Source organism: Microbacterium sp. NPDC012755 (assembly GCF_042901325.1).
Lineage (GTDB): Bacteria > Actinomycetota > Actinomycetes > Actinomycetales > Microbacteriaceae > Microbacterium > Microbacterium natoriense.
Genome location: NZ_JBIBCT010000001.1, coordinates 1,875,532 through 1,891,962, shown reverse-complemented (window position 1 = coordinate 1,891,962; position 16,431 = coordinate 1,875,532). Strand labels below are relative to the sequence as shown.

Annotated in this window: 17 protein-coding genes; 6 read left to right on the top strand and 11 right to left on the bottom strand. The window is 69.8% G+C overall.

All coding sequences use genetic code 11. The annotated features are described in order from the left end of the window. Nucleotides 1-88 precede the first annotated feature (88 nt). Entirely contained in the window at nucleotides 89-487 is a 399-nt protein-coding gene (locus ACFY5A_RS08740) for a VOC family protein (RefSeq protein ID WP_341940159.1), read from the top strand. A gap of 10 nt (nucleotides 488-497) precedes the next feature. Here ACFY5A_RS08740 and ACFY5A_RS08735 read toward each other — a convergent pair whose 3' ends face one another. Next, entirely contained in the window at nucleotides 498-1,952 is a 1,455-nt protein-coding gene (locus ACFY5A_RS08735; protein ID WP_341940160.1) for an MFS transporter, read from the bottom strand. Between the two features lie 82 nt (nucleotides 1,953-2,034). Continuing rightward, nucleotides 2,035-3,378 carry a M20/M25/M40 family metallo-hydrolase gene (locus ACFY5A_RS08730; protein WP_387233227.1) on the bottom strand — a complete coding sequence of 448 codons (1,344 nt, stop codon included), beginning with the start codon at nucleotides 3,376-3,378 and terminating at the stop codon, nucleotides 2,035-2,037. A gap of 111 nt (nucleotides 3,379-3,489) precedes the next feature. Between ACFY5A_RS08730 and ACFY5A_RS08725 the strand changes: the two genes are divergently transcribed. From ACFY5A_RS08725 to ACFY5A_RS08715, 3 genes are all read left to right on the top strand, one after another. Then, complete coding sequence (locus tag ACFY5A_RS08725; protein ID WP_387233224.1) at nucleotides 3,490-3,825, top strand: hypothetical protein; 336 nt, start codon at nucleotides 3,490-3,492, stop codon at nucleotides 3,823-3,825. Next, entirely contained in the window at nucleotides 3,822-4,220 is a 399-nt protein-coding gene (locus tag ACFY5A_RS08720) for a DUF1801 domain-containing protein (RefSeq protein WP_341940163.1), read from the top strand. The genes ACFY5A_RS08725 and ACFY5A_RS08720 overlap by 4 nt, the downstream gene beginning before the upstream one ends. Before the next feature lie 91 nt (nucleotides 4,221-4,311). Next, a complete protein-coding gene (locus ACFY5A_RS08715) occupies nucleotides 4,312-4,722 on the top strand; it encodes a VOC family protein (RefSeq protein WP_341940164.1) in 411 nt (136 codons plus the stop codon). 57 nt (nucleotides 4,723-4,779) lie between these two features. On the opposite strand, the gene ACFY5A_RS08710 is transcribed toward ACFY5A_RS08715, so the two are convergent. The 9 genes from ACFY5A_RS08710 to ACFY5A_RS08670 all read right to left on the bottom strand — a co-directional run bounded on the left by ACFY5A_RS08710 (nucleotide 4,780) and on the right by ACFY5A_RS08670 (nucleotide 15,243). Further along, nucleotides 4,780-6,291 carry a helix-turn-helix domain-containing protein gene (locus ACFY5A_RS08710; RefSeq protein WP_341940165.1) on the bottom strand — a complete coding sequence of 504 codons (1,512 nt, stop codon included), beginning with the start codon at nucleotides 6,289-6,291 and terminating at the stop codon, nucleotides 4,780-4,782. Next, a complete protein-coding gene (locus tag ACFY5A_RS08705) occupies nucleotides 6,288-7,316 on the bottom strand; it encodes a DUF917 family protein (protein WP_341940166.1) in 1,029 nt (342 codons plus the stop codon). The genes ACFY5A_RS08710 and ACFY5A_RS08705 overlap by 4 nt, the downstream gene beginning before the upstream one ends. 10 nt (nucleotides 7,317-7,326) lie before the next feature. Continuing rightward, nucleotides 7,327-8,430: a DUF917 domain-containing protein gene (locus ACFY5A_RS08700; RefSeq protein WP_341940167.1), complete on the bottom strand. Its 1,104-nt coding sequence runs from the start codon at nucleotides 8,428-8,430 to the stop codon at nucleotides 7,327-7,329. After that, nucleotides 8,427-9,548, bottom strand: coding sequence for a DUF917 domain-containing protein (locus ACFY5A_RS08695; protein ID WP_387233220.1), 1,122 nt, complete (start codon nucleotides 9,546-9,548; stop codon nucleotides 8,427-8,429). The genes ACFY5A_RS08700 and ACFY5A_RS08695 overlap by 4 nt, the downstream gene beginning before the upstream one ends. A 1-nt stretch (nucleotide 9,549) precedes the next feature. After that, nucleotides 9,550-11,097, bottom strand: a complete 1,548-nt coding sequence (locus tag ACFY5A_RS08690) for a hydantoinase/oxoprolinase N-terminal domain-containing protein (RefSeq protein ID WP_387233217.1) — start codon at nucleotides 11,095-11,097, stop codon at nucleotides 9,550-9,552. A 38-nt stretch (nucleotides 11,098-11,135) separates the two neighbouring features. Then, a complete protein-coding gene (locus tag ACFY5A_RS08685) occupies nucleotides 11,136-12,467 on the bottom strand; it encodes a cytosine permease (protein WP_341940170.1) in 1,332 nt (443 codons plus the stop codon). A 298-nt stretch (nucleotides 12,468-12,765) separates the two neighbouring features. Continuing rightward, complete coding sequence (gene thrC / locus ACFY5A_RS08680) at nucleotides 12,766-14,169, bottom strand: threonine synthase (RefSeq protein WP_387233213.1); 1,404 nt, start codon at nucleotides 14,167-14,169, stop codon at nucleotides 12,766-12,768. A gap of 81 nt (nucleotides 14,170-14,250) precedes the next feature. Beyond that, nucleotides 14,251-14,745 carry a methylated-DNA--[protein]-cysteine S-methyltransferase gene (locus ACFY5A_RS08675; RefSeq protein ID WP_341940172.1) on the bottom strand — a complete coding sequence of 165 codons (495 nt, stop codon included), beginning with the start codon at nucleotides 14,743-14,745 and terminating at the stop codon, nucleotides 14,251-14,253. 9 nt (nucleotides 14,746-14,754) lie between these two features. Further along, nucleotides 14,755-15,243: a GNAT family N-acetyltransferase gene (locus ACFY5A_RS08670; protein WP_387233209.1), complete on the bottom strand. Its 489-nt coding sequence runs from the start codon at nucleotides 15,241-15,243 to the stop codon at nucleotides 14,755-14,757. Between the two features lie 105 nt (nucleotides 15,244-15,348). Here ACFY5A_RS08670 and ACFY5A_RS08665 point away from each other — a divergent pair, with 105 nt between their 5' ends. Then, on the top strand, nucleotides 15,349-15,681 hold the full coding sequence (locus ACFY5A_RS08665) for a metalloregulator ArsR/SmtB family transcription factor (protein ID WP_341940174.1): 333 nt from the start codon (nucleotides 15,349-15,351) through the stop codon (nucleotides 15,679-15,681). Next, nucleotides 15,681-16,334 (top strand): cation transporter, encoded by a 654-nt coding sequence (locus tag ACFY5A_RS08660; RefSeq protein WP_341940175.1) that lies wholly within the window; start codon nucleotides 15,681-15,683, stop codon nucleotides 16,332-16,334. The genes ACFY5A_RS08665 and ACFY5A_RS08660 overlap by 1 nt, the downstream gene beginning before the upstream one ends. Nucleotides 16,335-16,431: the final 97 nt, after the last annotated feature.

The following is a 16,431-nucleotide window of genomic DNA, read 5'->3' as shown; positions in this document are numbered from 1 at the left end:
ACACCCCACCTCTCCCCTCGTCGAGCCCCGGGGTTCTCGAGATCCCGCCCGACGACCGGATGTCGGGGGCATCCGACAGACTGTCCTCATGGCCTCCTTCGATCACCTCGGCATCACCGTCGACGACGTGCCCGCCGCATCCGCCCAGTTCCATCCGGTCTTCGAGGCCCTCGGCTACACGCGGGCGCACGACGCCGACGACCTGGCGTACTGGCGCAAGACCGACGAGCCCGAGATCCTGCTGTACCCGGCGCGCGACAACGCCACGGGTCCGCACGAGCACGGCCGCATCGGCTGGCAGCACCTCGCGTACGCCGTCGACTCCCGCGAAGAGGTCGACCGTCTGCACGGCATCGCCCTGGCCGCGGGCTGGACCCCCGTGCGCGGGCCCAAGGAGTATCCGCGCTTCAGCTCGCGCTATTACGCGTCGTTCGTGGAGGATGCCAACGGCATCCGCCTGGAGTTCATGTACAACCCGCGCGACTGAACCGGGGCGCTCACACCGCGGGCGCGGCCTCGGTCTCGACCGCCCGGTCGGTGAACGCCTCCTTCGGCACGAAGACCAGGAGCACGGCGGCGGCGAGGGCCGTCACGCCGCACACCACCCAGACCGTGACGTAGCCTGCGAAGGAGCCGGCCGTCCCCTCCGACGCGGCGCCGACGGCGCCGTGCAGCAGGGCGATGCCGAACACGCACGACGCGATCGCCCCGCCGACCGTCTTCACCGAGTTGGTGAGCCCGGTGGCGACGCCCGTCTGCGAGGCCGGCGCGGCCGACGCCGCCGCAGCGGGAAGGGCCGCGACGAGCGCTCCCGACCCCAGCCCGACGACGACCATGTTGGTGATGACCTGCGCATAGGAGTCGTGGAAGGGCAGGAACAGCAGGAATCCGATGCCGACCAGCACCGAGGCCCCCATCAGGGTGAGTCGCGGCGTCACGAGGCGAGCGACCACCGGGAAGAGGAGCGCTCCGCCGATCATCGCGACCAGGTAGACCCCGATGATGAGCGACGTCGCGAACCCGGTCGTCCCGAGTCCGTATCCGTACACCGAGGGGTCGGTGCGGGCGAAGGTCGACAGCGGCGCCTGCGCACCCAGCACGCTGACGCCGAACAGCCCCGCGGTGAGGAACACGGGGCCGAGCGCCGGGGAGCGGAACATCCGCACGTCGATCAGCGGGTCGCCGCAGCGCAGCTCCCACAGTGCGAACGGGATCACGAGCAGGATGCCGAGCGCAACGACCGCCCACGACCAGGGGTTCGCGAGCCCGCCGTCGAGACGCAGGAGGCTGAGCCCGCCCGTGAAGCAGATCAGCGCGAGGGAGATCAGCACGAGGCCGACCGTGTCGAAGACGCCCCCGGTGGGCTCGGGCGACTCCTTGACCCCGAACAGGACGACGAAGAAGCAGACGATGATGAGGAGCGCGGGGATCAGCAGCACGACGGTCAGCGGCAGCACGTCGATGAGCGCGCCGCCGACGAGTGCACCGATGATGGCGCCGCCTTCGAGTGCGGCGACGAGGAGTCCCGCGGCCTTCGCGGTGATGGACGAGCGTCCCTCCATGCGGCGGGACCGAGACCAGATCAGCGCGATCTCCAGGGGCAGCCAGACGACGTAGAACCCCATGAGCGCCCACCCGACGAGGAACACCGCGAACGAGTCCGTGAAGGGGAGCACGAGCGCGGCCGCACCGGTGAGAGCCGTCGAGATGAGCAGCATCCGCTTGTGCCCGACCATGTCGCCGAGCTTCGCGAAAGCCGGGACGACGAGTGCCGAGAGCATGAGCTGCGTGCCCTCGAGCCAGTTGACGTCGGCGTCGTGGATGCCGAGGTGGCGTGCGATGTCGCTGAGCATGGGCGTGTAGTACCCCTGCAGCACACCGCTGGTGAACTCGACGAAAGCGAGGAAGCCGACGACCGTCGCGAGGGTGCCGAGAGTCCGGGTGCGCGTCATCGCGGCTCCTGTTCAGGCGTCTGATCTCCGCTCCTGCCGGTTCCCGAGCGGAACACGGACGCGAGCAGAAGGGCGGGTGAGATCACCCTAGCCGTTCGATGAGGGCACGATGGAACCGCTCCCCGCGTTCGAGCGCGGCGATCTCGACGTTCTCGTCGACGCCGTGGATCGACGCCCGCTGCGCGTTCGACATGTCGAGCGGCGCGAAGCGGTACACGGCCGGGGAGAAGCGGTGGAAATGACGCGAATCGGTGGCCGCCATCATCACGTACGGCACCGCGGCGACGCCCGGATACGACGCGGCCAGGGCATCGGAGAGGAGGGCGAACTGCTCGTTGTCGGTCGGCGATTCGGGCGAGGGCTCGCTGGCCTCGACGACGGCGACCTTCACGAGAGGGTCGGCGATGCGGCGACGCACACGCAGCACCGCCTGCTGCGTCGTCTCGCCCAGCGCGATGCGCAGGTTGATCGTCGCGGACGCCTGCGACGGCAGCACGTTCGCCGCGGTGCCGCCGGACTGCATCGTCGGAGCGACCGTGGTGCGGACGAGCGCGGCGGGTTCTCCACCCAGGGCGGCGAAGAGCTGGGCCGTGAGCACCGGTGCTCCCCCGAGGAGCCGAAGCAGATGCCGGGCGGGGCCGGGGGTCTGGTCGGCGAGCTGGGACAGCATCCGTCCGATCGCACGGGATGCGCGCGGACGGAAGGTCCGCGGGCCGAGCCGGTCGACGGCCCTCGCGACGCGGCGGACGGCGGTGAGCGCCGGGGGCGCGGAGGCGTGCCCACCCTCGCCGCGCGCCGTGAGGGTCAGGGTCATCACGCCCTTCTCGCCGACGCCGATCATCGCGGCCCGCCCAGGGACGAAGGGCAGCGGAGCCGCCACGACCGCACCGCCCTCGTCGACGACGAGCCAGGGCACGATCCCTCGTTCACGGAGCACCCGCGCGATCTCCTCGGCCGCGTGCCCGAAGGTCTCCTCGTTGCCGCCGAAACTGAGGTAGACGTCGCGCGCGGGCGTGAAATCCGAGGAGAGCAGGTTCTCGACGGCCTCGAGCACCACGATCAGCGGCCCCTTGTCGTCGAGCGCCCCTCGTCCGTACACGATGCCGCCGTCGATCACACCGGCGAAGGGCGGATGGGTCCAGGCATCGCTCTCGTCGACGGGCACGACGTCGTAGTGCGCCATCAGCACGAGAGGTCCGTCGGAGGTCTCGCCCCTCCCCTTCCAGTGGAACAGGAGCCCGAAGTCGGTGTGCCGCTCGAGAGTCAGCCGCTCGTGGACGAGCGGATACTGCGTGGCGATGAGGGAGACGAACGCCTCGAACGGCTCCCTCCCCCGCTGGTCGAGCTCGGCCGACACCGTCGGCAGCTGGATCATCTGCGAGAGGCGTTCGGCGATGCCGGGGCGTGCGTCTGTCACGAGGGCCATCGTATCCCCGGGGTGGATGTCGGTCACGGCCGATGCGCACTCCTCCTCCACACCCGCTTGTGAGGGAAAGTTCTCCACCGTCCGCGTGTTCGCCCGCCGAGCATTGGCAGGATGAAGACCACCGACCAGAATGGGAGCGTGATCAGCATGACCGAACCGCAGACGTGGACGATGATCGGGGCGTTCATCGCCCTGATGTTCGGCATGCTGACGGTCGTGTCGACGCTGTTCGTGCGCGTCCTGCGCGCGGAGGTCGGCGGACTGCGCACCGAGATGGTCGTGCGGTTCGAGTCGGTGGATCGGCGGTTCGAGGCGATGGACGCGAAGTTCGAGGCGAAGTTCGATGCCGTCGACGCCCGCCTCGACTCGGTGAACACCCGCATCGACGCTCTCGACCGTGACGTACAGGCGCTCGTGAAGCGCACCTTCGGGCTGGATCGCGAATGACCCGCGCGGCGGAGATCGACGCCTACCACGCGCGGCAGACCCCGAGCGACCGGGAGATCTGCGAGCTGCTCGCGCGCGAGATCGAACAGGGGCTCCCCGAGGCCGTGAGCAAGGTGTGGCACGCGCATCCCGTCTGGTTCCTCGACGGCAACCCGATCGTCGGGTACAGCCGCCTGAAGGATGCCGTGCGGCTGATGTTCTGGTCGGGTCAGTCGTTCGACGTCGACGGCCTCGCTCCGTCCGGCACCTTCCAGGCTGCCGAGGTGCGCTTCACCGACGTCACCGAGATCGACACGGCGGCGCTCGCGGGCTGGCTGGCGGCGTCTCGCGAGGTCCAGTGGGACTACGAGAACATCCGCACGAACCGCGGCCTCGTCAAGCGCACCTCGTTCTGACTGATCCTCTTGCGAGACGCCCGGAGACGGGCGCAGACTGAGCGTGCACATCGGGGCCGGCCGAGTCGAACACCTCACTCTGGGAGCAACAATGGCGAATCTCAACCCCTATCTCTCCTTCCGCGACAACGCGCGCGAGGCGATGGAGTTCTACCAGGGCGTGCTGGGCGGTGATCTCGACGTCAACGTCTTCGCGGAGTTCCCCGACATGCTTCAGGATCCGAGCGAGAAGGACCTCGTGATGCACGCGCAGCTGACCACGCCAGACGGTCTCGTGCTCATGGCGTCGGACACGCCGAGCGCCATGCCCTACGTCACCCCGCAGGGCTTCTCCGTCTCGCTGAGCGGAACGTCGGCCGACGCGACGCGGGCGGTCTGGGACGGACTCGCCGACGGCGCCACGATCACGATGCCGCTCGACGTCGCACCGTGGGGCGGCCTGTTCGGAATGCTGGTCGACCGCTTCGGCGTCAACTGGATGCTCAACGGCGACCCCGCGTAGAGCGGTCCGGTCGCCCGCGCCTTTCCGACGATCCGCATCCCATACGATCCGCGCAGCTCAGCGCGGCTGCACCGCACGACATGCGAGATGCAGTGCCAGGCGCGCCTCGGGATCGGCCATATCGATCCCGAGGAGCTCCTGGACACGGCGGATGCGCACGGCGACGGTGTTGCGATGCAGCCCGAGCGCCGCGGCCGTCGCGGCGATGCCCGATTCGTTGTCCAGGTACGCCGACAGCGTCGAGAGGAGTTCGCCGCCGCCTTCCTGCAGCGGAGCGAGCAGGGACTGAGCGGCCGGCACGAAGGTGTCGGTGCCCGTCCAGGCGAGAAGGAGCTGGTCCAGGCCGAGACTGTCGACGCGCACGAACCATCCGGTCGCCGACCGCGCCGCGGCGATGCGCGCCGCATCGGCTGCCTCGTCCAACGTCGCCGCGAGACCTTCCGGGCCGCTCTGCAATGAGCCCACCCCGGTCGCGATCGTGAAGTCGCGGAGGGCCGCGGCATGCAGCTCGCGCAGGGCCGCGACGGCGCGCTCGACCCGCTCAGGGCTCGGCGCGTCGGCGAAGGTCAGCCACCCGCCGATGCCGCGGCCCGTCGTGGTGGCATGGGCTTCGGCATCGACCGCGGCCAGGTCGGAGCTGATCGATCGCAACAGGGAGAACGGATCGAGCCTGCCTCTGGCGACCATGCGGAATCCGAGATGGTGTCCGGACGTTCGCCATCCCCGCTCCGCCATGCGACGGGCTACCTCGATGTCGGCCGCCCCGCGGATGTCGACGAAGTCGCGCAGGAGCCCGGAGGACACGGCGACGTCGTTGACGGCCGCGACCTCGTCGATGAGGAGTCTCGCCGCGACGGCCGGCATGGCCACCTCGGCGGCGACGGACAGCGCGAGCAGCTGCGCGTCGCTGAGCCCGTGACCGAACAGGACCAGACGAAGACCGCTGCGCCCCGGGCTGTCGACGCGCACCGACGCCGCCGCGAACGCCGTCGTGCGCGTGCGATCGATCCAGGAGTCGTAGCCGATGGCGGCGAGGAGCCCCTCATCGAGGTGATCTCCGGCCTCGTGGATCACGGTGCCCGCCTCGACGAGCGCGACACCGAGTCCGAGGTTCGCCGCGATGTGCCGCAGGAGGTCGGCCAGATCGTCGGCCGAGTACTCGAAGGACTGCGCCACCTTGCGCACCTGGCTCAGCGTGAGCGCGTCGCGAGCCTCGATGAGCATCCAGCACGCCTTCGCGAGCTGCACCGGACGCACGACGTCGAGCAGGGTGAGTCCGAGCCGATCGGCGAGACGCAGGGCGCCGGCATCCATCCCGGCCGCTCCGGGAAGAGCGAGCCCGGTGAAGCCGCGGTCGCGCACGCGGCGCAGCATCGCGTCCTGCTGCCAGGTCGTGGCGGGCGCCGCAGAGGTCAGCACGGCGAGACGTCCGTCACCGTGCTCCCGCAGGTCGGCCTCTCCCGCCTCGACGGAGACCGCAGACCACGATGCATCGGAGGGGCCCGCGACCAGGCGAAGGCCGCCGTTCTCGGCGTGCGCCAGGAGGGCGCTCAGCAGCAGCTCGTTCATGCGGCATCCAGCCCGAGGAGACCGTATGCCGAGGGGAGCACACGCGCGAGTCGTTCCGGGCGCTCCCGCCACCAGCCCGGCGCGGGGATGCCGAGCACCGCGACGGTGCGGGCGAGGCCGAGATCGGTCACCTCGAGGATCTCCCGCGACACCGCATCGAGGATCACGATGATCGTCGGCGCCGAGGCGATCAGCCGCCCGTCGGCGAGCACGGCGAGGGTCTCGGAGTGCGTGACGACCCTGTGCACGACGCCGCCGAGCCCGGAGATCTCCACCGCGTTCGCGTGAGGATCCGTCGGAGACGGAGCCGCGGAGACGATCCGACCCTCCGCGAGGAGCTCGCCGCCGAGCGCCTCCGCGAGGATGGGCAGCGGTGCGCGCCCGAACTCCAGGAATGCGCGCCCGAGACCGAGCGCGTAGGCGAGGTGCCCCCCGATCGCGTGCTCGCGGAGATCGCCGACCGTGAACCCGCCGAGCACGGCGCAGCCCACGCCGCCGGCCTGGATGATCGCCGAGCGCACCACCCTCTCCGCGTCGATCGGGCGCTTCGCTTCGACCAGGGCCACACCGTCGGCCCCTGTCTCGCACGCGAAGACCAGCCCGGGCACGTGATCGACGAACAGCGACATCTGATCGAGCCCTGGCACGGCACGCCCCGTGCAATCGGCGTCGACGACGACGTGGGTCCCGGCGAGAGTGAGCGGGGCGAGCCCGTTCATACCGCCGCCCTCGAGCGAGCAGACCGCGGGCACGGGATGGCCGAGCCACCGCTCGACCGCCGAGAGGAGCGGGAGGAAGGGATCGGCTCCCGGCATCCGCTCCCCCAGCAGCATGGTCGATCCGACGAAGGCGACGCCGAGGCACGGGGTGGCCGGGTCCAGGTCGGATGCCGCCGCGATGCGCATCGGCCACTCCGGAGAGCTGCCGAGCATGAGTTCGAGCATCGTGGTGGACCCGCCGCCGCCGGATCCGAGGAGCGCATAGCCGCGGGCGAGCGCGGTGAGGTCGTCGCGCGCCAGCTCCATGCGCTCCAGCCTAGGACGCCGCGAGAGTCTCGACCGGGACGAAGCCCTCGGTCAAGCCGAAGGCGGGCGGCCCGAACGCGGCGAGCGCCTCCGGAGTGCGCATCATGTCGGGCGTCGATATCCCGAGCACCCGCACGCGCTGCCCGTAGCGGAGCCCTTCGGTGGTGATCGGCTCCGCGGTCTCGTGATCGACGACGCAGATGAGATCGGGCACGATCGCGACGACGGCCCCGCCCCTGCGCGCGATGAGGTTCTCGTTCTGGAAGGAGATCTCGAAGGGCGGCTCATCCGCGTCGCCGAGCGGGGCGATGATCGCTCTGCCCTTCGCGAAGCCCTCTGTGGTGCGCCGCTCGACGTCGACGACCTTGCCCACGCAGAGCTCGCGCACATGCGGATAGAGGGTGGGTGCGAGTGTGTCGGCGATCGCCTCGAACGGAGAACGGTGCTCCTCCCGTGCCAGACGGATCGCGCGGCCGAGCGCGAGCGCCATCGAGATCGTGCGCGGCACGGCGGTCCGTCGCACGTCGGCGCCGGTCATCGCGTACTCGGCGATGTGCCCGACGCCGCCGAGACGGATCGTGATGCCGCGGGCCAGCCACTCCATCTGCCGGTCGTCGGCGCCGGTGTCGATGACGACCCGCTCCCCGCGCTCCCCCGCGAGGGCGAGCGGCGAGCCGTGCACGCCGTAGACCGCGAAGGTCTCCATGGACAGCTCGGGGAACGCGCGCCCCATGCCGTCGGCGTCCACGACGGGAAGTCCGGTCTCCGCCGCGACGACCAGAGGGATCATCGAGTTGATCCCTCCGCACTCGATCGGCATCGTGGCATCCGCCATGCGGCCGAGGTGCTCCTCGAGGGTGCGCAGTGCGAGGGTCGGCTCGGTGCCGGCGGGGATCTTCTCGACCATCACCGTGGGCGCGCCCATCTGCGCCGTGGGGATCACGAACAGGTCGTCGGCGAGCTCGTCCGGGTCGAGGATCGTGATGCTGCCGTCGCCGAGGACGCGTTCCACGAGCATCTTGCCGATGTACGGATCGCCTCCGCCTCCCGTGCCCAGCAGCGTTGCGCCGCGCGCGAGGTCGGGAAGATCGGCCGCCGTGAGCTGCCAGCTCATCTCGCCTCGCTCCTCACGCCGGGCGCATCGCCTGCGACCGCGCCCGTCGACACGGCGCCGTCGAATCGGTGGGCGGGGATGTCGTAGCCGAAGTACCCCGGACCGACCATCGCGAGCGCCTCCACCGAATGCCAGCGCTCGTCTGCCGGCGCCGCGATCACACGGACGCGCTGTCCGTAGCGCAGCCCTTCGGTGGTGATGGGCTCACCCGACTCGCCGTCGAGCACCATGATGAGGTCGGGTGTGGTGGCGAGCACGGCGCCGTCGCTCTCGGCGACCAGGTGCTCGTTCTGGAACCGCAGCGTCAGGGACGATCCGCCTTCGGCGTCGATGCGCGCGCGGCCACGAGCGAAGCCGGTGGTGGTCGCACGCTGCACGTCGACGACCTTGCCGTCGAAGAGCTCGCGGCCCCCGAGCAGGTCGACCGCCGCCGACACCGGGTCGGACTTCTCGTCGCGGGCGCGGGCGATCCGCTCTCCGATGGCGATGCAGCGGGAGAGCGAGCCGCCGACGAGCGACTCCCTGGCCGCTGCGCCCGTCATCGAGAATCCGGAGATCATGACCGAGCAGCCCATCTCGACGCACGCGACGCGGGCGATGCGCTCGGTCCAGGAGTTGTCCACCGTCTGCAGCACGCCGGTGTTGCCCTTCTCGTCGCTGAACGCGAGGGGCGAGGCGGTCACCCCGTAGAGGGTCGGCAGCACCATCTGGAGTTCGGGGAAGGCGCGCCCCATGCCGTCAGCGTCCACGAGCGGGAGGCCGAGGGCGGCGGCCGCCGCGATCGGGATGGTGGAGTTCACTCCCCCGACCTCGGCGCACGCGATGTGCGTGACCGGTCGGCCGAGGTGGATGCCGAGGGCCTTCACGGGCTCGATGACCTCGTCGAGGCTGGGGAGCTTCTCGACCATCACGGTCGGCGCGCCCATCATGGCGACGAACAGGACGAGTGCGTCGTCGGGCACCTCGTCGAGGCCGACGACGGTGACCTCGCCGCCGGCGGCGAGCGCCTGACGGGCGAGCAGCGCGCCGATGTACGGGTCGCCGCCACCGCCGGTGCCGAGCACGGCGGCGCCACGGGCGAGACCCTCGATGTGGGCGGGGGTGATCGACCACCTCATGTCAGGCCCCCATGTCGAGATCGCCGACCGCCTTCACGCGGATGCGTGTGGCGTTGCCGGGGAGGTACGGGATCGGCACCTCGTCGAAGTCGATGATCGCCACCGTCGAGGGCTTTGCACCCGCGGCGATCGCCTTGTCCACGGCCTCCGCGCGCACCTCGGCGAGCGTCTCGTCCCTGCGGCCCGGTTCGATCGCGTAGACCTTGTCGATCTCGCCGCCCACCTGGGCGATCGAGGCGCCGATGGCGTTCGCGACCGCGTAGTTCTCCGGGCGATGCACCGTGCCGAACAGCGGCAGCTCGTCCGGCAGGAGGATCGATCCGCCGCCCACCGCGACCACGGCGATCGGCTCCGGTGAGGTGCGCATGCGGTCGACCGCCTCGGAGACGCGCTCGGCGATGCGATCGAGCACTCGCGCGACGAAGGCGGGGTCGAGGTGGGCGACCTTCGACGGATCGCCGACGGATGCGCGTCCGGCCGCCACGGCGATGTCGGTCGCGGTGAGCGTCGATCCCCCGAACACGAGCGCCTCCGTCGCGAGCCGATAGCCGACCGAGGCCGGACCGACCTCCGCGGTCTCCTCGTCGACGATGCTGCCGCCGCCGATGCCGAGCGACAGCACATCCGGCATCCGGAAGTTGGTGCGGATGCCGGCGACCTTGACTTCGTTGGCGGTCTCTCGCGGGAAGCCGTTGATGAGGAGTCCGATGTCGGCGGTGGTGCCGCCCACGTCGATCACGGCGCAGTCGTCGAGCCCGCTCGTCGCCGCCGCTCCGCGCATCGAGTTCGTCGGACCCGACGCGAAGGTCGCGACGGGGTAGCGACGCACGTACTCCTCGTCCATCAGCGTGCCGTCGTTCTGGCTGAGGAAGATCGGCGCCTCGATGCCCTGAGCGCGCACGGCGGAGGTGAGCCCGTCGACGATCTCCGACGCGAGCTCGCGGAGCGCGGCGTTGATGATGGTCGCGTTCTCGCGCTCGAGCAGGCCGATGCGGCCGATCTCGTGGGACAGCGAGATGGCGGCATCCGGCCCGAGCACCGACGACACGATCTCCGCAGCCTGCACTTCGAGGTCGTGGTTGACCGGGCTGAAGACCGACGAGATCGCCACAGAGCGGATGCCGTGGGCCTTCATGTCCTCCGCGTGCGCGCGGATCTCGTCGGGATCGAGCGGCGAGATCGGGCGACCGTCGAACTCGTAGCCGCCGTGCGCGAGGTAGCTGCGCGCCTGCGTCGCCGCGACCAGCGCCTCCGGCCAGTCGATCAGCGGAGGCAGCGCCCGCGTCGCCGGCAGCCCGAGCCGGAGGGCGGCGACCGGCGCCAGCCTGCTCGCCTGCACGAGCGCGTTGATGAAGTGCGTGGTGCCGATCATCACGGCCTCGATGTCGGATCCTTCGAAGGCGTGCCCCGCTCGCAGATCCTCGATCGCCTGGACGATGCCGCTCGTGACGTCGGGGGTCGTGGAGTGCTTCACCCCCGCTAGCGTGCGGGTCCGGTCCATGAGGACTGCGTCGGTGTTGGTGCCGCCGACGTCGATGCCGATATGCATGATTCTCGCTTCCGTGTGGTGGGTGTCGAGTGGACGGGTCAGGCCGTGGCCTCGACCGGAGAGGACTGGCGTGTCGTCGCCACGCCCACGCCGCGCACCCAGCCGAGCTTGCCCGCGATCACGTAGAGCGCCATCGACAGGAACAGGCTGATGAGCGACGGGATGCCCCAGGTGACGAAGTAGCCGACGAGCGCCGACACCAGCCACACCACGATGGTCGCGGGGACGATCCGGGGAGCGGTGGCGGGGAGCGTTCCCTCGTCGCGGGTGGCGTCGAGGTCGGGTCGCCAGCGCCGCACGATGTAGTACTCGGCGACCATGATGCCGGCGATGGGCGGGAAGGCGACGCTCAGCACGATGAGGAACTCGGTGAACTGCCCGAGGATGCCGACCGCGGCCAGCACCGAGCCGACGACGCCGAGGACGATCGTCGTGGTGACGCGGTGGAGGTTGCGCCCGAACGCGGTGGAGATGAAGTTCACCAGGCCCAGGGTCGAGGAGTACAGGTTCCAGTCGTTGATCTTCAGGGTGCCGGTGAGGACGATGAACAGGCCGATGAAGCCGACCGAGGAGGTCACGATCGCCACGATGTCTCCGGTGCCCGCCGCGTGGGCGAGCAGCACGCCGGCGAGGCCGATCACGAACTCGCCGAGGGAGACGCCGAGCACGGTCTGCTTCACGACGTCTGCGCGGGAGCGGTTGAAGCGGGTCATGTCTCCGGTGATGATCGCCCCGACGATCAGACCGCCGGCCACGATCCCGGTGCCCGCCCACACGCTCATGGCGGGGCCGGGCGCGGGTCCGGTGAGCAGCTCGCCGATGTCGTGACGACTCAGTTCGGAGATGACCGACCAGCCGACGAGGATCAGGAACAGCGGCACGGTGATGTTCGCCAGCCACTGCATCCCGACGAACCCGAAGGCAACGATCGCCGTGACGACGAGTCCGAAGATGAGGCTCCACGCCCACACCGGCAGGGCACCGGGCATGAGGGCGTCGAGCGACTGCGCCGAGATCGCGGACTGGATGCCGAACCAGCCGATGAGGCTGATGCCGATGGCGAGGCCGACGAGGGAGGCGCCGATCTCACCGAAACCGGTCCACCGCGCCAGGAGAGCGGTGTTGAGTCCCTCGCGCTGGCCGATGAAGCCGACCACGCACATGATCACCTCGAGGATGAGGGAGCCGAGGAGGAAGGCGAGGACGGCCTCGCCGAAGGTCATGCTGTAGCCGAGGGTCGCTCCGAGGAGGAACTGCGAGAGGGCCGAGACCTGACCGAACCGCTGTACGGCGATTCCGAACCAGGGCTTGCGGGCCTCGGGAGTCACTCGGGAGAGCGCGAAGTCATCTGCGTGCGCCGTGCGTGCCATGAGGATCCTTCGAGAGGAGGGACGGGTTTTGTCGGCCACAGTAGCGACGCGACAAGACCTCGCGACATGTGCATTGCGCACGAGAATGCCTCATCGATGTGCAGTGCGCACATCCTGGCTCTTACTCTCCGACTCCGACTCCGTGTCGTCGACTGCACGTGAAGTCGCCGAACGCACGGGAAATCGACGCACGGATGGCGTGCACTCGACGATTGCACGTGAACTCGACGCAGGCACGAAGCAGGCACAGGCATCATGCGAACGCTCGCGGGGGCCTGTCGAGCTCGGCGCGGACGGATCAGCGCAGCGCGTGCTCCTCGATGAAGGCGCGCAGCACGGCGGCGTCGTCGGCCATCTCGGTGACGTGCTGCGGGGCGTCGAGCATCGCGCGCAGATCGGACGAGTAGTCCAGCTCGACCCCGATCGCCTCATGGATCGTCTCGGCGAACTTCTCGGGCTTAGCCGTCTCCAGCACGAGCATCGGAACCCCGGACTCGACGTGCTGACGGGCGACGAAGACGCCGTCGGCCGTATGCGGGTCGATGATGTCCTCCGCCGCCTCGTAGACGGCACGGATCGTGTCGACCCGGTCGGCATGGGTCGACGTACCGCTGACGATGCCGAACTCCTCGGTGAAACGCGCGAGGTCGGCCGTGAAGTCGAAGTAGCCCTGCTGATCGAGGTCGCGCCACGCGGCCACCACGCGGGCGGGGTCGCGGTCGACCAGCTCGAAGATGAAGCGCTCGAGGTTCGAGGCCTTCGAGATGTCCATCGACGGGCTCGACGTGGCGAGCGTCTGCTCGGCGTTGCGCGGGCGGTAGACGCCCGTGCGGAAGAACTCGTCGAGGACGTTGTTCTCGTTGGCGGCGAGCACGAGCCTGCGGATCGGCAGCCCCATCTGCTTGGCGTAGAAGCCGGAGAGGATGTTGCCGAAGTTGCCCGAGGGCACGGTGAACGACAGCTCGGTCCAGCCACCGGCATCCGTCGCCCGCAACCAGGCCCAGAAGTAGTAGACGACCTGCGCGGTGATGCGCGCGAGGTTGATGGAGTTCACGGCGCCGAGGTGCTGGGTGCGCTTGAAGTCGAGGTCTCCCGCGAGCTCCTTGACGAGGTTCTGGCAGTCGTCGAAGACCCCGTCGATCGCGATGTTGTGCACGTTCGCGTCGTCGAGGGAGAACATCTGCGCGCGCTGGAACGTGCTCATGCGCCCCTGCGGGGAGAGCATGAAGACCGAGATGCGATCCTTGCCGCGGAGGGCGTGCTCAGCGGCGGAGCCGGTGTCGCCCGACGTGGCGCCGAGGATGTTGAGGACGGAGCCCTTGCGCTCCAGCGCGTACTCCACGACCTGGCCGAGGAACTGCATCGCCATGTCCTTGAAGGCCAGCGTCGGCCCCTCGGAGAGCCCGACGAGCGTGAGGCCGCCGTCGATCTCGCGCAGCGGGACGACGGATCCGGGGAACGGCGCGTACGCCGCCTCGGTCATGCGCGCGAGGTCCTCGCGCGGGATGTCGGTGGCGAAGAGCCCCAGCACCTCGGTCGCGAGCTGCGGGTAGGTGAGGGCCCGCCACCGCTCCAAGGTCTCCCCGTCGACGGCCGGCATGACCTCGGGCACCGCCAGACCTCCGTCTGTCGCCAGCCCTTCGAGCAGGGTCTCGCAGTACGGCAGCGGCTGCATGCCGCCTCGGGTCGAGATGTACTGCACGGTGGCTCCTCTGATCGGAATCGGCGCGGGACTCCCATTCTCGCAGGTGGCGGAGAGCCCATGACACGCGCGGCTGTCGGCTCAGAACAGCGACGTCGGCAGCGCGCCCTCGTGCTCCAGGAGCCAGCGCTTCGTCTGCAGGCCCTGCCCCGGGTCACCGCCGGAGTAGCCGCCGAGGCCGTCCCCCGCGACGACGCGATGACACGGCACGATCAGCGGAACCGGGTTCGCGCCCATGATCGCGCCGATCCCCCGAGCCGGAATGCTCGTGCCGCTGCGTGCGGCGAGTTCGCCGTAGGTCACGGTCTCCCCCGAACCGACGGTCTCGTAGAGGGCCATCAGCACCGCACGAGTGGCGTCGGTCTGCACACCGAGGTCGATCGGCAGATCGAAGTCGGCACGGTCGCCGGAGAAGTACGCCTCCAACTGCGCGAGGGCCTCGTCGAGGAGGGCGTCGGGCCCGGCATCCGCTCCGACCGGTGCGACTGACCGCCAGGTCACCCGCGTGATCGCCGTGCCGGAGCTCTCGACGCCGATCACGCCGACCGGGGTCAGCAGCGTTCCGAAAGAGGACATGCTGCGACTCTACGCCGGGTCGTGGACACCGAGATCGCGTGCGAAGCAGAGGGACAGAGCACTGTCGACGTAGTGCCCGAAGAGCGGGATCGGCGCGTACCCCTCGCGCTCATAGAACCGCACGGCATCGGGTTGGGCGGTGCCCGTCTCGAGGACCAGCCGTCGGATGCCGAGCGCCAGCGCCTCGCGCTCCAAAGCCCGCAGAAGCGCCGCCGCCGCGCCCGTGCCCCGGGTCGACGGCGCGGCGTACATGCGCTTGATCTCCGCGACGCCCGGGCCGAGGACACCGTCATCCAGCGGACGCAGGCCGCCGCACACGATCGCGAGCCCCGCCGCATCCCTCGCGACGAGGAAGACCGGCACATCGTGCGCCGTCGGGACCACACCGGGTTCGTGGTCGTCGCTGCCGTAGCGCTCGTCCAGCTCTGCGCGCTGTGCGGCGCGCAGGTGCACGGCATCCGGATGCTCCCACTCGACCCTCTCGATCGACACCGTCATCGCCGCTCCTCCACTCATACGCCGTCACGCTACCCACCGCAGATTTCCGTTCTGTTGCGTAAGTTCAGCAGGATCTGAATTCAGACTTTCATGTACATTGAGGACGTGACGACCACCGCCTCCCTCACCCACACCGCAGCCGTGTCGCGCCTGGGACATGCGCTGTCCGACCCCACGCGGGCCGGCATCCTGCTCGCCCTCCGGGAGGCGCCGGCATATCCGTCCGACCTCGCCGAGACGCTCGACGTCACACGGCAGGTGATGTCCAACCACCTCGCCTGCCTCCGCGGCTGCGGCCTGGTCGAGAGCGTGCCCGACGGACGCCGCAGCCGCTACCGCCTCGCCGACGAGCATCTCGCCCCGGCCCTCGGCGACCTGATGCGGGTGGCGCTCATCGTCGAACCCGACTGCTGCGACGGCGAAGGGTGCACCTGCTGATGTCGGTCTCACTCGCGCCGGAGCGGCGCGCGACCCTGGAGAGGCGCATCCGGATCATCGTCGCCGTGACCATCGGCTACAACCTGATCGAGGCCGTCATCGCGATCGCGGCCGGCTCGGCCGTCTCATCGACGGCCCTGATCGGCTTCGGTCTGGACTCGACGATCGAGGTGCTGTCCGCGGCGGCGGTCGCCTGGCAGTTCACGCGTCGCGACCCCGAGCGCTGGGAGAAGCCCACTCTGCGGGTCATCGCGATCGCGTTCTTCGCCCTGGCGGCCTACGTCACGGTGTCATCGGCTCTCACGCTCCTCGGCGGCACCCGCCCGGAGCACAGCACGGTCGGGATCATCCTCACCGCCGTGAGCGTGGTGGTGATGCCGTTCCTCTCTCTCGCTGAGCGGAGGGCCGGTCGGGAGATCGGTTCGGCCACCGCCGTCGCGGACTCGATGCAGACCCTGATCTGCACGTACCTCTCGGCGGCCGTGCTCCTCGGACTCGTTCTGAACAGCCTGTTCGGATGGTGGTGGGCGGATGCCGTCGCCGGCCTCGTGATCGCCGTCTTCGCGGTGCGCGAAGGGCTCGAGGCGTGGAAGGGAGACGCCTGCGCGACGTCGGTGGGCATGCTCCTCGAGGACGATCACGCGGAGCACTGAACGACGCACTCGGAGAAACTTTGCCGAACTCGCGTCATCATCCGCCCCTCGCACCGTCTTGCTCATGTGACGAAGAACGGATCTTGGGGATAACCTT

What these genes read in the sequence shown, in the direction of transcription:
- ACFY5A_RS08740 (WP_341940159.1), top strand. Translation starts at nt 89, where the DNA reads ATGGCCTCCTTCGATCACCTCGGCATCACCGTCGACGACGTGCCCGCC.
- ACFY5A_RS08735 (WP_341940160.1), bottom strand. Translation starts at nt 1,952, where the DNA reads ATGACGCGCACCCGGACTCTCGGCACCCTCGCGACGGTCGTCGGCTTC.
- ACFY5A_RS08730 (WP_387233227.1), bottom strand. Translation starts at nt 3,378, where the DNA reads ATGGCCCTCGTGACAGACGCACGCCCCGGCATCGCCGAACGCCTCTCG.
- ACFY5A_RS08725 (WP_387233224.1), top strand. Translation starts at nt 3,490, where the DNA reads ATGAAGACCACCGACCAGAATGGGAGCGTGATCAGCATGACCGAACCG.
- ACFY5A_RS08720 (WP_341940163.1), top strand. Translation starts at nt 3,822, where the DNA reads ATGACCCGCGCGGCGGAGATCGACGCCTACCACGCGCGGCAGACCCCG.
- ACFY5A_RS08715 (WP_341940164.1), top strand. Translation starts at nt 4,312, where the DNA reads ATGGCGAATCTCAACCCCTATCTCTCCTTCCGCGACAACGCGCGCGAG.
- ACFY5A_RS08710 (WP_341940165.1), bottom strand. Translation starts at nt 6,291, where the DNA reads ATGAACGAGCTGCTGCTGAGCGCCCTCCTGGCGCACGCCGAGAACGGC.
- ACFY5A_RS08705 (WP_341940166.1), bottom strand. Translation starts at nt 7,316, where the DNA reads ATGGAGCTGGCGCGCGACGACCTCACCGCGCTCGCCCGCGGCTATGCG.
- ACFY5A_RS08700 (WP_341940167.1), bottom strand. Translation starts at nt 8,430, where the DNA reads ATGAGCTGGCAGCTCACGGCGGCCGATCTTCCCGACCTCGCGCGCGGC.
- ACFY5A_RS08695 (WP_387233220.1), bottom strand. Translation starts at nt 9,548, where the DNA reads ATGAGGTGGTCGATCACCCCCGCCCACATCGAGGGTCTCGCCCGTGGC.
- ACFY5A_RS08690 (WP_387233217.1), bottom strand. Translation starts at nt 11,097, where the DNA reads ATGCATATCGGCATCGACGTCGGCGGCACCAACACCGACGCAGTCCTC.
- ACFY5A_RS08685 (WP_341940170.1), bottom strand. Translation starts at nt 12,467, where the DNA reads ATGGCACGCACGGCGCACGCAGATGACTTCGCGCTCTCCCGAGTGACT.
- ACFY5A_RS08675 (WP_341940172.1), bottom strand. Translation starts at nt 14,745, where the DNA reads ATGTCCTCTTTCGGAACGCTGCTGACCCCGGTCGGCGTGATCGGCGTC.
- ACFY5A_RS08670 (WP_387233209.1), bottom strand. Translation starts at nt 15,243, where the DNA reads ATGACGGTGTCGATCGAGAGGGTCGAGTGGGAGCATCCGGATGCCGTG.
- ACFY5A_RS08660 (WP_341940175.1), top strand. Translation starts at nt 15,681, where the DNA reads ATGTCGGTCTCACTCGCGCCGGAGCGGCGCGCGACCCTGGAGAGGCGC.